Source organism: Vibrio sp. Isolate23, assembly GCF_022398095.1.
GTDB classification, from domain to species: Bacteria; Pseudomonadota; Gammaproteobacteria; order Enterobacterales; family Vibrionaceae; genus Vibrio; species Vibrio coralliilyticus_A.
This window is the reverse complement of record NZ_JAKEUV010000001.1, coordinates 726,130-742,833: the sequence shown is the minus strand read 5'-3', so window position 1 is coordinate 742,833 and position 16,704 is coordinate 726,130. Positions and strand designations below refer to the sequence as shown.

Sequence of the window (16,704 nt, the reverse complement as noted above, 5' to 3'; positions counted from 1 at the left end):
CATCAGAGGGTTCCCTTGTGATGGAAAGCGCTGGCAGTAAATAGGAGTTTATTATGGATCCACATATCACGGAGTGGTTGAATCTGGCGATTCGCTGGGTTCACATGATAGTCGGGATCGCCTGGATTGGCGCATCGTTTTACTTTGTTTGGTTGGAGAATAACCTAAACCGCGTTAACCCGAAAACTGGCCTGTCAGGCGACTTGTGGGCAATTCATGGCGGTGGTATCTACCACCTTGAAAAGTACAAGCTTGCGCCACCGGAAATGCCAGAGCACCTGCACTGGTTTAAATGGGAAGCATACTTCACTTGGATTACCGGTGTGTTGCTACTGGCGGTTGTTTATTACCTCAACGCAGAAATCTATCTGATTGCACCAGGCTCTGGCCTGTCATCTACTACTGCTATTGCGATTGGTGTGGGTGCGTTAGTCGCGGGCTGGTTCATTTACGATCTCTTGTGTGATTCGCCTTTAGGCAAAACCCCAATGTTGCTGGGACTGGTTCTGTTTGTGCTGCTTGTTGGTGCGACCTACGGACTGGCTCAGGTCTTCAGTGGTCGTGGTGCTTACATCCACGTTGGTGCCATCATAGGTACGATCATGGTGGGTAACGTTTTCCGCGTTATCATGCCAGCGCAGCGCAATCTGGTGAGTGCGATTGAAGAAAACCGCGAACCGGATCCGGCATTGCCAGCGAAAGGTTTACTGCGTTCTCGCCACAACAACTACCTAACATTGCCTGTACTGTTCATCATGATCAGTAACCACTTCCCGAGCACTTACGGTTCGGAATACAACTGGGCGATTCTAGCGGGTCTGGCGATCTTCAGTATCCTAGTGCGACACTACTTCAACACACGTCATGGTAGTCAGAAATTTGCCTGGACGATCCCTGTGGCGGCTTTGGGTATGATCACGTTGGCATTTGTGACTTCTCCTTATGCGAACCGACCTGCAGCGCCAGTGGCGAAAGCACCGGTTGTACAACAGCAGGCTGTGCCTGTTGCTGAAACAGCGACAGAAGAAGCAAATGAAACCGCATCGGCATCAACCGATGAGCAGGCTCCTCAGGAGCAAGCAGCATCTACAACAGGTGGTGTCAGCTTTGCCGAAGTGAACAAGGTCATTCAGGAGCGCTGCTCTGTATGTCACTCTGCCACGCCAACGCACGCAGCATTTGCGGTTGCGCCAGCCGGAGTGGTACTGGATACCCCTGAAGAGATCTTAACGAACGTTCCACGCATCATTTCTCAGTCCGTTGCGACTAAAGTGATGCCGCTGGGCAACCTTACTCAGATGACTGATGAGGAACGATCCCTTATCGGAGTTTGGGTGGAACAAGGTGCAGTTATCCAATAACTGTCCTTGCGGGACTGAGTGTCAGCCTGACTTCCTGTCATCCTATGTTCAGGCTGACATAGACTCCTCATTCCCAGCTGTCTCCAGACAGTGTATTTCCCTTTCCCCGGAACGTGTTCCGGGGTTTTTTATAGGTGTTAAGAAGCAAGAAATGCAAGGTTGTTGAAGTTGTGATGTTTATCTTCAATCAACGCATGCAGAAATTTCGGCTGTGCTACGTTTACTATTGATAGGTAACGCATTAGTCGTGAGTGAAAGGCTGAGAGCGACATTTCTACCTTCTTTCTCTTTTCACGGGCTCATTAGATGGGCCCTACATTGGTCAATTATAAAAGGATTTAGATGTGACGAAATTAGCCATCAGCATCAGACACAAAACCATACTGGCGACAGTATTGGCAGTGGTTCTGGTGATCATCGTACTGATCAGTACCACCGTGAGCCAAGGTCGTAAGATCATTCTCGACCAAACCTATTCACAGCAGCTTCCGGCTTCGTTGGGAGAAGTGAGTAACAAAATTAAGCTTGAGTTGGAGAAACCGCTGGTTATCGCAGATGTGATGTCGGAGCTTTCCCAACTGACCGAATTTACAGGTGAGGGCAGTGAAGAAATCGTCGATATCCTTAGCCGTATCAAGCAGCAGTTTGGTGCTCTGACGGCGTTCTACGTTAATACCGTTGATAGTAGCTACTACATTCCGACCGGCAAATTGAAAGACATGTCGGCGCAGTCTAATGATGACCAATGGTTTTATGGTTTTCTCGCCAGTGGCAAGAAAGTCGAGCTATCGATTGATGTCGATGACTCTACTGGTGTCGCGACTGTGTTTGTTAACCATGTGGTGATGCAACAAGGCAAGCGTATTGGTGTTACCGGGATTGGCTTGTCACTACAAAATATGGGGAAAACCGTCGCAAACTATTCACTGGGTGAGCAAGGTCAACTGATGCTGGTCGACAATCAAGGAGTAGTGAAAATTCACGCAGATGCCAATCTAGTTGGTAAATCACTCAACGACTTACAGCTGCGAGAATTGGCAGCGGAGCTGGGTAAACTCAGTGACACAGACTCGCACATTATTGAAGCTGAAGTGAACGGCAGCGCCATGATTGTCGGGTTTATTGCCTTACCAGAGCTCGGTTGGACACTGGTTTCTCTTCAGCCCCAAAGTGAAGTGCTGGCGGAGCTGAATCAGTTTATTCAGACCATGACTTACATCGGTGTGGTAGTGGCTTTACTATTTATCATCATCAGTGCTTATATGACGAATGCTTTGCTTAAACCTCTGTCGACCACGGCAGATTTGCTGCTGGAAATCGGTGGCGGTGGTGGTGACCTGACGCAAAGGCTGGATGAAAGCCGCAATGATGAAGTTGGCAGCATTGCTCGTGGTTACAACCAGTTTGTTGCTTATATGGGCAATGTCTTGCAAGAGATCGACCGCTCGCGCGTTGATTTGGTGGCAACCATTGATCATATTGATTCTCAAGCCAGTGAGATGAAACATCAGATCCAAGGGCAAGAGCAGAACATTGACCAAGTCGCGACAGCGATCCATGAAATGAGCGCTAGCTCGGAAGAGATAGCCAGCAATGCCAACAATACGTCAGACAATGTGCAGCAGGCGACAGTAGAAGTGAAACATGGTTTGTCATCGGTCAGCGACACATTTTCTCATACCGAAGCGATGAGTCGACAGTTGGATCAGAGCAGTCAGAGTATTGAGAAGCTCTCCAATGACATCAACGCCATTGATACGGTACTGGATGTGATCAGTGGCGTGTCAGAGCAAACCAATTTGCTTGCTCTCAATGCGGCGATAGAGGCAGCTCGTGCAGGAGATCAGGGGAGAGGGTTTGCTGTGGTGGCGGATGAAGTGCGCACATTAGCGTCACGCACACAGGATTCAGCCAGTGAAATTCGCACCATTATCGAAAATCTTCAGGGCCTCAGCGATACGGTGGTGAAAGAAGTTAGTCAGAGTCACAGTACTGGTAAAGCGTGTTTAACCGCCGCTCAGGCTTCAGAGAAGCATTTAGAGTCGATCAATCAGTTTGTGGATGAGATTCATCAACTGAGTAGCCAGACCGCCACGGCGACCAATGAGCAGTCTCAGGTTATCAATGAAATTGCTCCGCATGTATCGAGTATTGCTGATGTGGCACGCAGCAACACTGAGATGGTGAATCAAACCTCCCATCATTGTGCCGATCTGAAAGACAATGCGAACTCTCTCAGCCAGCTGGTGGCTAAATTTAAATTCTAACGAGTGGTGCAAAAAAATGCCCTATGCGTCAGCACAGGGCATTATTATTAGTGAGTAAGAAAATTAAGCGCCTGCTTTTTTCAGATTCACTTCTTCTTCTTTCACGCCGGCCATTGGATCGTTGAAGCGTGACTCATCCAGAGCCCCTTCCGACTTGGCAACAATGACGGTCACTGCACTATCACCTGTGATGTTTACGGCAGTACGGATCATGTCTAGTAGACGGTCAACACCCATTATCAGGGCGATACCTTCCAGTGGGAGGCCGACTTGGTTGAGTACCATCGCCAGCATTACCAGCCCAACACCCGGAACTCCAGCAGTACCAATAGATGCCAGCGTTGCCGTTAGGATCACCATCAGGTAATCACCCATGGTGAGATCAATATTGAAGGCTTGAGCGATAAAGGCGGTTGCGACACCTTGCATGATCGCCGTACCATCCATGTTCACGGTCGCACCTAGAGGAACGGTGAATGAAGAAACACGGTTCTCTACACCCATGCGATTCTTCGCCGTTTCCATTGTGACAGGAATTGTCGCATTAGAAGACGCGGTGGAGAAAGCGAACATGATGGCATCTTCCATTTTCTTCAGGAAGGTGATTGGGCTAAGACCAGTAAAGCCTTTCAGCATCACACTGTAGGTAACCAGACCGTGAAGCACAAGTGTACCTGCTAGAACAACGAAGTATTCCGCTAGGTTTAGAATTGCACCCAACCCTAGGCCTGTGAATAGCTTCGCCATCAGGAAGAATACACCGTAAGGGGCTAGGTTCATTAGTAGCGCAACCAGCTTCATTATCACTTCGTTAAGGTCTGCAAATACAGCGGCAATACGCTCACCCGGTTTACCCGCAGCACTGATAGCGATACCAAACAGCACGGCAAATACGATAACCTGAAGTGTTTTCCCTTCAGCCATTGCGCTGATTGGGTTGGTTGGGAACATGTCGATGATGACCTGACCCAAAGAAGGGGCTTCTGCCGATTTAAACGAGCTAGCGGCAGTGAGATCGGCACCAGCACCTGGTTGGAATAGGTTACCCATCGTTAAAGCAAGTGTGATCGCAACAGCGGTTGTCGCAATATAGAAAGCGAGTGTTTTACCACCCATTCGACCTAAAGTGGAGAGGTCTTTTAGTGAGCTTGTTCCGCAAACCAGTGAAACAAACACCAGTGGAACAACAAGCATTTTTAAGCTGGCGACAAATATCTGGCCACCAACTTCAAACAGTCCATTGACGATGTATGTGTCGACAAATCCGTTGTCGGCAAAGAGGCTGCGAATCGCAAACCCTGTCAAGATACCTGCTAACATGCCGAGAATAACGCGGCTGGTTAGCGACATCGGTTTCTTGGTATTCATAGTGAACACTCCTTATAGTTATGCACCTTGAGTTCACTTCAAGGCGTGCAGGAGGTTATCAGCCGAAGTGAAAAAAAAGAAAATAAAATGCGCTGATAGATTTATAGATGTGATCTTTATCACTGGATTATATTGGTGTTTAACCCTGCGGTAACAAAATTGGCGGGTTGTTTTATCTGAATGTTTTCATATTTAACGTTTGAAGTGTTGGGTGTTAAAAAATAGGTCATTCTCATTACTTGAGAAATTAGATGCATATAGAGGTCGGATGACTCTATCTTTGCATAGATAATCAATGTTTATGCACTATCGAAGTTGTCACACTGGTCACAGCTCTCGTCATTTTTCGACAATAATCCCAGTTTTTTTGCCGCTATCTACTCCCTGCTTGCCAGGCATTGATTACCCCTGTTAACGCATTCACTATGCCTTTGTAAATGCTAGCTACCTCATATTCAACGAGTTTCTCATTGCTTTGGCCGCGAATTTAGCCAATAACACCGATTTACCTAGGAGGGTTCCCCTTAGCATAGAAGCTCGACGTCTGAGACTACATTTAAATAAAGGAATAATTACAATGTCAGAGCTGAGCTATGCCAATACAGGTACGGTTTTAAAAGGCCATCCTGCGGTACTTAATAACTACAATTCATTTCCACATCATTCTGTAAATAGAAGTGGAGCAGATTACCCTCTGCTAGGCTTATCCCCTTCAATACAGAGAATTCAAAGTCAGATTGAGTTTGCTGCGCGAACCAGTTATCCAGTGTTTATTAGCGGAGAAAGTGGTACCGAAAAGCGTTCCATTGCTTCTCTTATCCATCTTAATAGACCGGAAGGTAAAGGGCGCTTCATTCTTATTCCGCCGACTATCCACAATCAATCGCAGTTTAAAGCGTATCTGGAAAGTAGCCTTAATCAAGCGAAACAAGGCACTTTATATTTGTCAGAAGTGGATGTGCTGCCACAAGAGAAGAAAGACTACTTGACCACTTTATTCAGCCAAGAGGAGTTTCAACGCAGTTTGGCCGAAAAAAAAGTCCAGTTGATCATTTCCTGTACAGAATCGCTGAATAGTGCTGGAGGGAATCGGCAATTTCTCGCCAAATTACTCGGTACAGAAATTCCTCATTTAGAACTCCATATCCCCCCTGTTAGAGAACGGAAGCAAGACCTTTCTAATCATATTGATCACATCCTCAACAAGATCCAGTCTTTCACTACAACCCGATTTACTCCTGAAGCGATTCAATTGCTGCATAAATATCACTGGCCGGGGAATGTTGAGCAGTTACAGCGCGTTGTTGTGACTTTGGCTTCCTGCTGCGGTAACGACATTGATGCCACAGATATTCAAAATCTCGATCTTTTTCCAGAAAGTGAAACCTTTGACATTGTCGAAGCTGTGCTAAGCCAAGAGTTCAGTGGTTTTCGCCACCTCCATCCAGGGTTACTTAAAGCGCTCAATTATATGAGTAGCAACTTCACTGAAGAGCTGACTCTCGCCGATCTCTCCAATTCGGCGTATACCAGCCAATCTCACCTGTCTTATCTATTCCGACAGCACATTGGATTTTCGTTCAAATCGCTATTGGTGAAAGTTCGTATCCGCTATGCCAAGCAGATGATTGATGAATCACCAATGATGAAAGTGACCGAAGTGTGTTTGCAATCTGGGTTCGGTGATCTGAGCCACTTCGAGAAAATGTTCAAGCGTAATGTTGGCTGCACACCTCGCCAGTACCGTCAAAAAGAAAGAGACAAAGTACGCTTTTCTAACGCGACCTAAGTTGGTGAAAAGGCCGCAATTCTTGAGGGATTTGACCAAGTTATACAGCGGACTTCTTCCTAATATGGAAAGCATAGAGACGAACTTCAAGAGCCTCTGCAATGGAAATCAACATCGAGAAAATGCTGAGTCAATTCACCCCGACTACATCGCGCAATATGTATCTCAATATGGTGGCCGATTCGTTAGGGAAAGCTTCACAAAATGCCACACACGCTCAGCAGCAAATTCAGACCATAGTGGTCACAAATACGGCGTTAGGTTCCGGGTTGATTTATTCCATTGCAGCAAAAGGATCTTAGTCAGTTTTGAAGTGCAATGCTGCGCTTCTTAACCAGCAAAGGAGCATTTGATATGCCAGTAAATGATGCGGTCACTGATTCTGTGACGCAAGTAAATACCGAAGTAGTGGGCGACACCCCTGCTATTGCGGGTGGAAACCTGTTGCTTTCAACCAGTCAGGCAATGGGCATCTCTGCTCTCAACAGTACAGGGGCAAACCAGCAAGCCACTTTGGTCCATCAGTCTTCGACAGTGCAGGGAGTGAATTCTTTACTCGCTACAGGTACCGCGGTTATTGGCCGTAGTGTCGAACTCATCCTAGAACCTAGCGCAAGCTAATTAACTGAAATTAGGAGCAAATTATGCCAGTTAATGAACAAGTAACAGACTCAGTAACACAGGTGAACACGAAAGTGGTTGGTGAAACACCCGCTATGGCCATGGGCAACCTGTTGATGTCTACCAGCCACGCTTTGAGTAATGCTGCTCACAACGCGACGGCTGCACAGCAGCAAGCACAAATCACTATGCAGGCTGCAACAGTACAAGGTGTGAACTCTTTGATGGCAATCGGTTCTTCGGTCATTGGCCGTGGTGCTGAAGGCATCATCGAAAAAGGCTAATTGATAGCCAAGTTGGAAAAACTAATTGTTAACAACAAATAAGGAACGAAACAATGCCAGTTAATGAACAAGTAACAGACTCAGTAACACAGGTGAACACAAAAGTGGTTGGTGAAACTCCGGCAATGGCAATGGGTAACTTGCTAATGTCTACCAGCCAAGCGTTAGGCACTGCTGCTCATAACGCGACAAGCGGTCAGCAACAAGCACAAATCACAATGCAGGCTGCGACTGTCCAAGGCGTTAACTCGCTTATGTCAATCGGCTCTTCGGTTGTTGGCCGAAGCGCAGAAGGCATCATCGAAAAAGACTCGTAATGCCGTACGCACCTTTGTCAGTCTAGTGGCTGGCAAAGGTGTCTTTGAAGGAGATGTGAATGAAAACGGTAAACACACCCCCTGAGCAGGCAGAGTCAGCATTCCATGCTGCGAATCAATCTGTGGCGCAATCCACTGCCATGGCACTTGCGGACGCAACAGATAATCTGCGCAACCTGAACACATTGAGCACCACGGCCATTGGTACAGCACTCAGTCAGCTATTGGAAACTGGGGATCCTAAATACATGGACATCATCAACCAAGCGCAAAAAGTGGTGACGAATGGCGCCGAGAACTTTGGTGTGGTAGGCGAAAAAGTCGCAACAGTGCTGCACGACCGCTCTCAGTAGATATCGCTGTTCTTCTCATTTCCATTTCAGGTTTGTGAGTTCAGCATCCGTTTCAGCGCCTGTTGAAGGCATCGCAAGGAGTGAACATGAAAGAGCAGGATACAAGATTCGAAAATGAGTTCGAACAAGAGCTCTCGCAAAATACGATTGACCAATTTAATACGCTGCAGGGGTTTTCGTCACAGCCGACCAGCCTGTTGGAAACCACCTTGGCTGATACGCTGGGTTTGTCTATGCACAACGCGGTTAGCACCCAACAGCAATCACAAATGACCACCGCGGCATCGGTAACCAACGCCTGTGCCCGATTGCTCCAGACTCAGACTCGACCGACGGTTGAGGCGAAAGTTGAGCCTAAAACCGAGCCCGCCATTTTTGTTGATGCCAGTCACCGACTGGGTAGAGAAGAAGGTGGCTCGGAAGACATTCAAGAAAGCGATGAAGAGAAGAAGCGTTCATTCAGTTTGCTGCGCTTTCTGAAGAGAGATAAAGGGGCGAGTGATGGCCAGCAATGATCCAATCAAGTTTGACGTCAATGAACAGCTTAAACAGATTGAGTCCTTTACCGCGCAGCAACAGCAGGATGTTCAGAAGCTTATTGCTGACTCGCAGAAGAGCTTTGGCTCCGGTCAGGTAAAAGAGTCTATCGATGAAGTGGAAAATGCAGTCACAGGCATGCTGGATAATATTGAGGGTCAACTTGAGCAAGAAATCAGCAAAATCAATCAGCAGCTGCAGGAGCTGCTTCCAAATGAAATTCAATAAGTGAGGTTATCATGCCGAAAAAAGTCAACGAGCAGATCACAGACTCCGTAACTCAAACCAATACTCAAGTACTGGCGGGATCACCGGCTAATGCAATGGGTAATTTGTTTACCTCTATGGGCTTAGCGATGTCGAACCTGAACAATAATGCGACATCAGCACAGCAGCAGGCCAATATTGGTATGCAGGCTGCGACGGTGCAGGGCGTTAACGCACTGACAGCGATTGGAACAGCGGTACTCGGGCGAGCCACAGAAGCGATCGTCGAAAAAGACGAAGAATAACGTTATTGCGCTTTGATTTTCTTGCCAACCGTACCAGTTGACCCAACGGCCAATTCAATTATGACATTGGCCTTTTGTTTTAGGAGTGAATCATGAGTGACAAGAAGGGTGCTGAAGATCTTAAACAAGTATCAGAGATGATCGATCAACTGACGGAGTCAGCCATGTCAGACACTATGGGTCTGCATATGCAAAATGCCGTCACCATACAGCAAGGTATGCAAGCCATCAGTAATGCTTCGACCTCGACGGCATGTGCATTGATCCTCAAAAAAGGCGGCTAACGGATAACCGCCAATGTCGAATGAGAGCACGACTGACAAGGCCAAACAATCGGTCGCTCAATCCACTGCCATTGCCGTGCAAGATGCGGCTGACAACCTGCGCAATCTCAACACCATTAGTACCACCGCTATCGGTGTTGCTTTGTCTGAACTTCTTGCCACTGGTGATCCCAAATACGTGCAGGTGATTGAACAAGCACAGAAAATCATGGAAAAAGGGACCGCCAACTTTGCTGAGCTAGGTAGCAAAGCGGCTGAAGTGGCGAAGAAGTTTGGTTAGTGGATGACACAAAAAATGGTGAGAAAAAACCATTTATTGTACGATTTAACGAAATATTGTGTCACGGAGGACCGCGGAAAATTAACTTATTGAATTTTAATTAAAAAATATTTGGTATGACATTTGCTTTAATCCGATATTTTCTTCGTCTGGTGTAAGCATGAGTAACCATAACCCCTTCCCCCTAAGACATCCATGTTTTGGAATAATCAACCTTTTAGTCATGATGACGTTGTTTCGGCGTACGACCAAGATGGCACATTGGCGTCATTGAACCAGAAATCTGACATCCCCTCGGATGATTTGGCAGGTTCTCCGCCTGAGCACAGCATGTTCTGGGAAGGTGGAACTGAAAAAATTGAGCCACCTGAACAAGACGTGCCCGCAGAAAAGCTCAACCTGAAGAAAAAAGAGGTAGAAGGGGAGACGATCAATATTGTTCCTGTGCGTTACGCCATCGACGAAATCGACGATCCAGAGGCAGAGCCCGCAACCAAACCATATGGGCTGCCTGAGGGCTGGAAGGGTAAAGGGTCAACAAAATACAGTTCAGATTCAGGTTTAGGCTATACGCTGAGGCAGCTAAGAGACGGTTGGTTATATGTTTATGACCACATGACTAAAGAGCTCGACGAATACGAGGTTCAAGGGGTGAATTTTACTCAGTATCTGATGAGTGAAAGTGAAGACCCTGAGCTAGGCAAAGAGAGTCGTGGTCAGGCACAAGAAGCCAAGCCCTACATTACCTACCCGACAAAAACCGCCATATCATGTGTGTTTTCAAAGCACCGCTGGAGCTGGGAAAGCTATGAAAGAGTTCGTGCTGGCGAAGCGAAAAATGGCCAGTTTATGTCGACTCGGGCACTAAAGCTGCCAGAGGCCTCTGATGTTGGTGATATTGAACTGTTATCTCAAGTGGCGGATATAGAAGATAGTGTGATTAATGATCATCGCTTTGCTAACAGTAGTGTCCTCACTTCGCTAGATAGTGAGTATCCAGATCTAGAAGTGAAACCTGTGGCATCCGCTGCGGAGATAAAAAGTACATTACCTCCTGACGAAGCTGCTTGCATCATGGCAATTGACGACTATTTGGCTGAAGGGCGTGATGTCTCAGCGTATTTTGTTGGGGTAGCTTCGCCATACCGATTATTCGAAGAGCAATACACTAGCCAGTGGGCCTTGATGCAAACTGCTATGCAGCTTTGTATGTTCGGTTCAAAAGATGATCTTGATATGCCATCTATCGTCAAACGCAGAGGACAGGAGCTTGAGTTCTATAAAGATCTCTCAAGCTATTATTCTAGTCGAAGTCTTGTGGACATGGCGAAGCGAAATGAAGCTTATCCTGGGCAGTTTAATGAAGTTAACAACGAACTTAACAAGCTATATGGCTCAAACATGTCCTCAACAATGGAGTCAAGAGAAGCGTATTTCCAAGAAAAATACTGTGTTTCACCTACCCTATTAAAAAGTTATAAGACATGGGTGGCGACGGATAAATGGAGAAAAATGCTCGACTGGCAGCGTATGTTCTCTGAAATGGAAGAGTTGACCAACAAGCGCGAAGAATTATTCGAATCTGTGACAAAGGTGAGGGAAGATTTTCGAAAGACGTTAGAGAAATTGTCTCCGCGCCGTATTGAGTGGCTGATGGACTTATGGGATAGGGAAACTCAGAATGAGTTACTCCACTATCACATGCAAATAGTCGAGGCAGTCACTTTTATCCAACATGAGGAGAATCAAGCATTTATCGCGGCAGAGTTCAGTAAACCGACGACGATCATTCCGCTCAATACGAGCGGTTTCAGTCGAGAACTTTTCAACATTCTAGGCTCTGCAATTCCAATGAGTATTGATGACGCTGCTACGGTTTCAGCGCAGCAACAAACAGAACCCAGCATTCAGGACAAATTTGCGTCGGCAGCTTCAAATTGGGGAAGCGCTACAGGTATTTTCAGCAAGCTGGTGGATTTTCTCACCAACGAAGATGTTTATGGCAGCGAACTGCTTAAACCTCTCAGTGACGGGGCCAAGAATATTCACCTGCTTATCCACGAATTTGTCGAAGCGCTGTCGCTTGCCGCGCCAAAAACGAGTGCCAGCTTCATCGCTCAGTCATCCGTACTGGTTCTATCTGCAGTAGCCCCGACTGCCACTGCGAATACGACTTACATGAGAATGGCTATGGCTGAACGCCTTGCTCTTAAGATGGGGCTGGAAGTGCCGACTGACTACTCGACCAAATTTGTCGAGTGGCGAGATAAGATCAAACGCAATGAGGCGATCTTAAAAGAATCCAAAGCTATAGTTGATGCGTTTAATCGTAATGATAAATCAGTATCCAAGAGTGCTTTCAAGACGGCTCGGGAAAAATACGCCAACGCTAAAAAAGTGCTTAGAGCCAGCATGCTGGAATACCCACAAAAGATTGTTCTACCGAAAGATTTCGCATCTGCGATGGCGAACGTGCGTCTGGATATTCTCAAGGGAAAAATTGATAGGCTTGGAGATTACTATAAATCGGTAGGCGGGCTCGGCTTTATCGGTTTGTTGTTCAACCTTATCTCATTTCATGATGCCCTAGATGATGCATTTGAGGATGATTTTGTTCAGACAGATGAGTACCTGGCAATTATTCAAACAGGGATGTACTCGCTTTCTGCAGTTGTTGGTATTAGAACAAGCCAAGTTTGGTCGTCTCAATTGGGTAATGAGACCTTACGCAGATACTCTTTAAAGACTCTTACATCTAGGCAGATTGAGATAGGTGTAGATACTGCACAATTAAAGCAACTTAGTTTGTATAACAAATGGCTGGCAGGAACTGCCTTGCTAGGTTTATTAGCCACTTCAATTGAAGGTTATAGAGTTTACAATCGCTACACTAGTGCAAAATCCAGTGTCGAAAAGAACTTATTGCTTATACAAGGTACCTCTCTAGTGTCCTCAAGTGTAGTTCTAGGCCTTCAGACTGTTGGCTATTCAGGAATGTTATCCTTGTCTCTTACAGCAGGACTATTTGCAACTGCTATTTTGGCAGTAGCAGCTATTGCTTATGTTGCTACGACAATTCTACTAGAGCGTGAAAAGAAAGATGACTATCAAAGATGGTTGTCTAACCTTCCTTGGGGGTATTCTTCAACGAGGAACAGATGGAGTACCTCTCAAGAACTCGAAGCATCTGTAGAGGAAAATTCGAAACTAGTGAATGAAGCTCTTGCAGAGCTAGACAAATTAATAAGACAGCCAGTTATTACGCAAGAACCAATCCTATCTGTCGAAAGTGGAAATTCAAGCTATCCTACAGTGATTTCGCATCAGGTAGCACTTAAAATAACATTACGTATACCTAACACAATTAATATTGATGCTCTTAGAGTTTCCGCTTCTCATGAAACAGAAGATTGGCTGAAGGTCGACAATAATACGGAACATATTGAATACAGTTCAATAATGTCAACTTCTTCAGAGCCTACTAGCAAGTATGTGACATTAAAAGTAGAATATTTAGGTCGAAACTTGGTATCTGGAGATCTAGTGTCAAATACTGAGTATGTTTACCAAAATGCTCTTAATGAAAAGAGCACATATACTGCAGAGTTTGATGCTAATTTGTCAAAACAATACCAGTCACTTTTGAATGGCGATAGTAGAATAATACAAACCCGAGGGTGAGAAGTTGGCGCATTTACCTTTTTATATAACGTTAGAAGAATTCTCAGAGTTACAAAAAAAACAGATAGAAGATATAGAGAATAGTACTCAGGTTTTTTCTTGGACCAGTTTTAACTTAGATGAAAAAGACAGATGGCTTAGGAAAAAGTGGTGGTTCTTTCCTATTCTATTAATTTCTGCACTTCTGATCGGTATTGGCTTAGTTGCAAATATAGATATGTGGAAAAACATGGAAGGGCTTGCCATTTCTACTTTAGTCGGACTCTCTATAGGCTGGTTGGCTACATATATAAGCTTTGCATCGGATGATCGGTTTGATTACATTTTATCCAAAAAAGGTATTATTGTGCACCAGAGCTTAGGAGAGCCACTTTGGGTTCCTAACGCAGTTAAAATTATTGGTTTCGTGGGAAGCGCAGTTTGTTTAATCCTTGTTGCTTTCGTTGGCCCTGCAGTGTTAGTGGGTGCCGGAAGCTTCATGCTGGTATCGTTTTTTCTGATAAATAGAAAGCAAGATGAACCTTATCGTCGAGTAGTTCCATATGACCAATTCATGGCTATAAGAGCTAATAGAGAAAGAAATATTATATGTATATTTACAAGTATTGATTCATGCACACCGTCAATGAAGAATGAAGGGTATATATATCGAGCCTTGGCGAAAGCCTGTATACCTATTTTCCCTGAAAACGAAGTACAATATTCAAATATTATTTCACTTTTAGAAAATGATATTGGGTTAGTTGTTGAAAATATAGAAGATCTCGACTTGATTTATGACAGTGAACAAGGTCCAGAACCATTCAAAACCTTTCATCAAAAAGGCGAGCACTATTCTATGGAAGAAGCTATGACAAAAAGGGGGAATCCAGCCCACACCTAAAAAGCTAGGTAAAGCATGACTTAATGCTAAAGCCAAAAAGATGCCTCGGTTAAACTGGGAATGACTTGAGAATACCCTGTAGAGTTTGGATTTAAACTCGAAAGGTAGGAAAGTGAATGCGAATATTAGACTTAGTGTTCATCATTTGGTTAAGCTTTTTAACGCTTTATCAGTTCAATATGTTATTCCGGCTAATGGTTGATGGTTGGTTTTAGAGAAAACCCATAGAGATAAAGCTCTATGGGTTTTTTACTTTATAAGCAGCTTGTTAGGTTTAGGCTGCCATCAAACTAAGCTCTCAGCTTATCTGCTATAGTGCTGATGGCTGCATCGGTTCTACACGTCATGATTTCGACAAACTTGTGCGGTTTTTGCTCCACCAAGTGGAAGATTGTAATCAGTGCTAGGCGAACCTGAGCATCATTGTGGTGATCTTTATTGTGAATCAAATCGGCTACTTCTAATAGTTTTTGCGCCTGAGATTTGTCACCATCGCTCACACCTGTTTTCCTCGCTACCCATTTAAATCCACTGTAAGCAGAAATAAGCAGACCGAATGGCGTGACTTTGAATGAGTAGCGCACGGCCGCCCAATCAATATTGTCGATGGCCAAGATGATGGACGCCATAACAGGATCGTCATTCTTAAGTTTTAATGTCTCTTTACCATGTTGTTTGAGATCGTAAAGAAGCAGTTGTTTGGCCATATACGTATTGAAATCAACGGTTGCGGTTAACGGAGTCAGCAAGTTTCCGCCGAAATGGAGCCCTAATGCGGTTCCACCTCTACTGGCTATTTGACCAAGCGTAAACCATAAAATACTACGAGCATTTTCACGCAGAGTGGTAGGTATGCCGATGATTTGTTTTTTGAACCATTGAAGCCATGGCTCTTCACTGGTTTGCCGTTGAGTTGCCTTAATCAAATCAAGCATTGGGTTTACTTGAGTAATGAGTGTGTCTATCGAATGGAAGCCTGCGAGTGGCATTTTCTCAAATGGAATTGAGACAAAATGAATCGATTCTGGTTTTTCGATTTCAGGTGTTGGGAAATCAAGCTTTTTGATCATGATGTCAAGTTGCTTGTCAAAGAACTGAACGAAATCATCTTTGTCTGCGGGGGTGTCGCTGCCAAATAATCCGCTACATACCACATAAGGTGCTTCCGCAGTGCTGGTGACATCATGTGTGTCATATTTGATCTTCTGCCACAAAAAGTTCATTGCTGTGATGGTTTGCGGAGAGTATTCGTTGCAGAACAGATTAAAGGAATCTGAGCTGATTAGCTGCATTAACCAATCGGCATAGTTTGTCGAAGCGGGGTTAGTATCGAGGATATCTCTCGGGAGTCTTTTGGGGTATTCCGATATCTCGGCTTTAATGCCATTGAAGCTAGCTTTGAGATCGGCATATAAAGCGCGAGCCATTGAGGCAGCATTGGATTTCTCTAAAACAAGAGGGGAAACAAGGCTGGGGCATAGTTTACTTGTTTTGGCTAGGTGGACTTGAGCGCCACTCAGGCTCTTAACGGATTCTTTCGAGCTCGAGTTGATAAGCGAATCTAAGAAGGAGGAGTGTGTACTCACATTTTTGTCGGCGAGTAAATCTGACAGCACTGTCTGCATATGAGCTAACACAGTCGGAAAGTCCTGATATAGGAAGTACACGAAGTCGCCGCTATTGAGCAGTAAATGCGTCCAATCTCGATAATCGACTTTTTCAGGTATCGTGCCTACGCCTATGTTCCTCATCCCATTTTCCCAATCCCCTCGGCTTTTGAGGATTGAAGCCAAATGCTTACATGCTCTATTTCTGATGGTCATCACGGGCTCCTTACTGTTCTTCAGAGTTAACGTTTTCTAACTCTGTGAGTTGCTGCCACAGATACTCATCCATAGCTTGCTGTTGGCTGGTTGTGAGAGGGGCACTCTCGTTGTCAGTTGAGCTGCTTGAAGCCCCCTGTCTTAAAGGGTTGGTGTTAGTTGGCATTGCTGTCACTCCAATTAGGTTGAATGGCTGGACGAAGCGCCCAAGGCGTGAAATTTCAAAAACGTCAGCACGTTGTGCTGACGAATCACACATGAAGTGGTTCAACTATATGAATCTACCGGTGGATTCACTCAGGCTTAGCTGTGATCTTCTCGGGGGATGTAATGCTGAGTTGAGA

18 protein-coding genes are annotated in these 16,704 nt (G+C 45.3%); 15 read left to right on the top strand and 3 right to left on the bottom strand.

Annotation, left to right across the window (positions count from 1 at the left end):
* Window positions 1-53 precede the first annotated feature (53 nt).
* Both L1D31_RS03300 and L1D31_RS03295 read left to right on the top strand, forming a co-directional pair.
* Window positions 54-1,361, top strand: a complete 1,308-nt coding sequence (locus L1D31_RS03300; protein ID WP_239835651.1) for a urate hydroxylase PuuD — start codon at window positions 54-56, stop codon at window positions 1,359-1,361.
* A gap of 344 nt (window positions 1,362-1,705) precedes the next feature.
* Window positions 1,706-3,628, top strand: a complete 1,923-nt coding sequence (locus L1D31_RS03295; protein ID WP_239835650.1) for a methyl-accepting chemotaxis protein — start codon at window positions 1,706-1,708, stop codon at window positions 3,626-3,628.
* Between the two features lie 63 nt (window positions 3,629-3,691).
* Here the strand turns inward: L1D31_RS03295 and L1D31_RS03290 are convergent, their stop codons facing one another.
* Entirely contained in the window at window positions 3,692-4,996 is a 1,305-nt protein-coding gene (locus L1D31_RS03290) for a dicarboxylate/amino acid:cation symporter (RefSeq protein WP_239835649.1), read from the bottom strand.
* A 577-nt stretch (window positions 4,997-5,573) separates the two neighbouring features.
* Between L1D31_RS03290 and L1D31_RS03285 the strand changes: the two genes are divergently transcribed.
* From L1D31_RS03285 to L1D31_RS03225, 13 genes are all read left to right on the top strand, one after another.
* Window positions 5,574-6,785, top strand: coding sequence for an AraC family transcriptional regulator (locus L1D31_RS03285; protein WP_239835648.1), 1,212 nt, complete (start codon window positions 5,574-5,576; stop codon window positions 6,783-6,785).
* A gap of 101 nt (window positions 6,786-6,886) precedes the next feature.
* On the top strand, window positions 6,887-7,087 hold the full coding sequence (locus L1D31_RS03280) for a RebB family R body protein (RefSeq protein WP_006960107.1): 201 nt from the start codon (window positions 6,887-6,889) through the stop codon (window positions 7,085-7,087).
* Between the two features lie 52 nt (window positions 7,088-7,139).
* Window positions 7,140-7,406: a RebB family R body protein gene (locus L1D31_RS03275; protein ID WP_239835647.1), complete on the top strand. Its 267-nt coding sequence runs from the start codon at window positions 7,140-7,142 to the stop codon at window positions 7,404-7,406.
* 23 nt (window positions 7,407-7,429) lie between these two features.
* Window positions 7,430-7,690: a RebB family R body protein gene (locus tag L1D31_RS03270; RefSeq protein ID WP_006960109.1), complete on the top strand. Its 261-nt coding sequence runs from the start codon at window positions 7,430-7,432 to the stop codon at window positions 7,688-7,690.
* Between the two features lie 53 nt (window positions 7,691-7,743).
* The gene (locus L1D31_RS03265) at window positions 7,744-8,007 is read left to right on the top strand and encodes a RebB family R body protein (protein ID WP_006960110.1); all 264 of its coding nucleotides are present in this window, start codon (window positions 7,744-7,746) and stop codon (window positions 8,005-8,007) included.
* Between the two features lie 59 nt (window positions 8,008-8,066).
* Window positions 8,067-8,360 carry a hypothetical protein gene (locus tag L1D31_RS03260; RefSeq protein ID WP_239835646.1) on the top strand — a complete coding sequence of 98 codons (294 nt, stop codon included), beginning with the start codon at window positions 8,067-8,069 and terminating at the stop codon, window positions 8,358-8,360.
* A gap of 86 nt (window positions 8,361-8,446) precedes the next feature.
* Window positions 8,447-8,875 carry a RebB family R body protein gene (locus tag L1D31_RS03255; RefSeq protein ID WP_239835645.1) on the top strand — a complete coding sequence of 143 codons (429 nt, stop codon included), beginning with the start codon at window positions 8,447-8,449 and terminating at the stop codon, window positions 8,873-8,875.
* Window positions 8,862-9,125 (top strand): hypothetical protein, encoded by a 264-nt coding sequence (locus L1D31_RS03250; RefSeq protein ID WP_239835644.1) that lies wholly within the window; start codon window positions 8,862-8,864, stop codon window positions 9,123-9,125. The genes L1D31_RS03255 and L1D31_RS03250 overlap by 14 nt, the downstream gene beginning before the upstream one ends.
* Before the next feature lie 11 nt (window positions 9,126-9,136).
* Window positions 9,137-9,409, top strand: coding sequence for a RebB family R body protein (locus L1D31_RS03245; RefSeq protein ID WP_019277222.1), 273 nt, complete (start codon window positions 9,137-9,139; stop codon window positions 9,407-9,409).
* Between the two features lie 92 nt (window positions 9,410-9,501).
* Window positions 9,502-9,693, top strand: a complete 192-nt coding sequence (locus L1D31_RS03240; RefSeq protein WP_099608220.1) for a RebB family R body protein — start codon at window positions 9,502-9,504, stop codon at window positions 9,691-9,693.
* 13 nt (window positions 9,694-9,706) lie between these two features.
* On the top strand, window positions 9,707-9,973 hold the full coding sequence (locus tag L1D31_RS03235; RefSeq protein ID WP_239835643.1) for a hypothetical protein: 267 nt from the start codon (window positions 9,707-9,709) through the stop codon (window positions 9,971-9,973).
* A 195-nt stretch (window positions 9,974-10,168) separates the two neighbouring features.
* Window positions 10,169-13,654 (top strand): toxin VasX, encoded by a 3,486-nt coding sequence (locus L1D31_RS03230; protein WP_239835642.1) that lies wholly within the window; start codon window positions 10,169-10,171, stop codon window positions 13,652-13,654.
* A gap of 4 nt (window positions 13,655-13,658) precedes the next feature.
* Entirely contained in the window at window positions 13,659-14,537 is an 879-nt protein-coding gene (locus L1D31_RS03225) for a hypothetical protein (RefSeq protein WP_239835641.1), read from the top strand.
* A gap of 290 nt (window positions 14,538-14,827) precedes the next feature.
* On the opposite strand, the gene L1D31_RS03220 is transcribed toward L1D31_RS03225, so the two are convergent.
* Window positions 14,828-16,360 (bottom strand): hypothetical protein, encoded by a 1,533-nt coding sequence (locus L1D31_RS03220; protein ID WP_239835640.1) that lies wholly within the window; start codon window positions 16,358-16,360, stop codon window positions 14,828-14,830.
* A 10-nt stretch (window positions 16,361-16,370) separates the two neighbouring features.
* Entirely contained in the window at window positions 16,371-16,619 is a 249-nt protein-coding gene (locus L1D31_RS03215; RefSeq protein WP_239835639.1) for a hypothetical protein, read from the bottom strand.
* Window positions 16,620-16,704 lie beyond the last annotated feature (85 nt).

What these genes read in the sequence shown, in the direction of transcription:
- L1D31_RS03260 (WP_239835646.1), top strand. Translation starts at nt 8,067, where the DNA reads ATGAAAACGGTAAACACACCCCCTGAGCAGGCAGAGTCAGCATTCCAT.
- L1D31_RS03245 (WP_019277222.1), top strand. Translation starts at nt 9,137, where the DNA reads ATGCCGAAAAAAGTCAACGAGCAGATCACAGACTCCGTAACTCAAACC.
- L1D31_RS03215 (WP_239835639.1), bottom strand. Translation starts at nt 16,619, where the DNA reads ATGTGTGATTCGTCAGCACAACGTGCTGACGTTTTTGAAATTTCACGC.
- L1D31_RS03250 (WP_239835644.1), top strand. Translation starts at nt 8,862, where the DNA reads ATGGCCAGCAATGATCCAATCAAGTTTGACGTCAATGAACAGCTTAAA.
- L1D31_RS03280 (WP_006960107.1), top strand. Translation starts at nt 6,887, where the DNA reads ATGGAAATCAACATCGAGAAAATGCTGAGTCAATTCACCCCGACTACA.
- L1D31_RS03265 (WP_006960110.1), top strand. Translation starts at nt 7,744, where the DNA reads ATGCCAGTTAATGAACAAGTAACAGACTCAGTAACACAGGTGAACACA.
- L1D31_RS03235 (WP_239835643.1), top strand. Translation starts at nt 9,707, where the DNA reads ATGTCGAATGAGAGCACGACTGACAAGGCCAAACAATCGGTCGCTCAA.
- L1D31_RS03230 (WP_239835642.1), top strand. Translation starts at nt 10,169, where the DNA reads ATGTTTTGGAATAATCAACCTTTTAGTCATGATGACGTTGTTTCGGCG.
- L1D31_RS03220 (WP_239835640.1), bottom strand. Translation starts at nt 16,360, where the DNA reads ATGACCATCAGAAATAGAGCATGTAAGCATTTGGCTTCAATCCTCAAA.
- L1D31_RS03285 (WP_239835648.1), top strand. Translation starts at nt 5,574, where the DNA reads ATGTCAGAGCTGAGCTATGCCAATACAGGTACGGTTTTAAAAGGCCAT.
- L1D31_RS03290 (WP_239835649.1), bottom strand. Translation starts at nt 4,996, where the DNA reads ATGAATACCAAGAAACCGATGTCGCTAACCAGCCGCGTTATTCTCGGC.
- L1D31_RS03300 (WP_239835651.1), top strand. Translation starts at nt 54, where the DNA reads ATGGATCCACATATCACGGAGTGGTTGAATCTGGCGATTCGCTGGGTT.
- L1D31_RS03275 (WP_239835647.1), top strand. Translation starts at nt 7,140, where the DNA reads ATGCCAGTAAATGATGCGGTCACTGATTCTGTGACGCAAGTAAATACC.
- L1D31_RS03240 (WP_099608220.1), top strand. Translation starts at nt 9,502, where the DNA reads ATGAGTGACAAGAAGGGTGCTGAAGATCTTAAACAAGTATCAGAGATG.
- L1D31_RS03270 (WP_006960109.1), top strand. Translation starts at nt 7,430, where the DNA reads ATGCCAGTTAATGAACAAGTAACAGACTCAGTAACACAGGTGAACACG.
- L1D31_RS03255 (WP_239835645.1), top strand. Translation starts at nt 8,447, where the DNA reads ATGAAAGAGCAGGATACAAGATTCGAAAATGAGTTCGAACAAGAGCTC.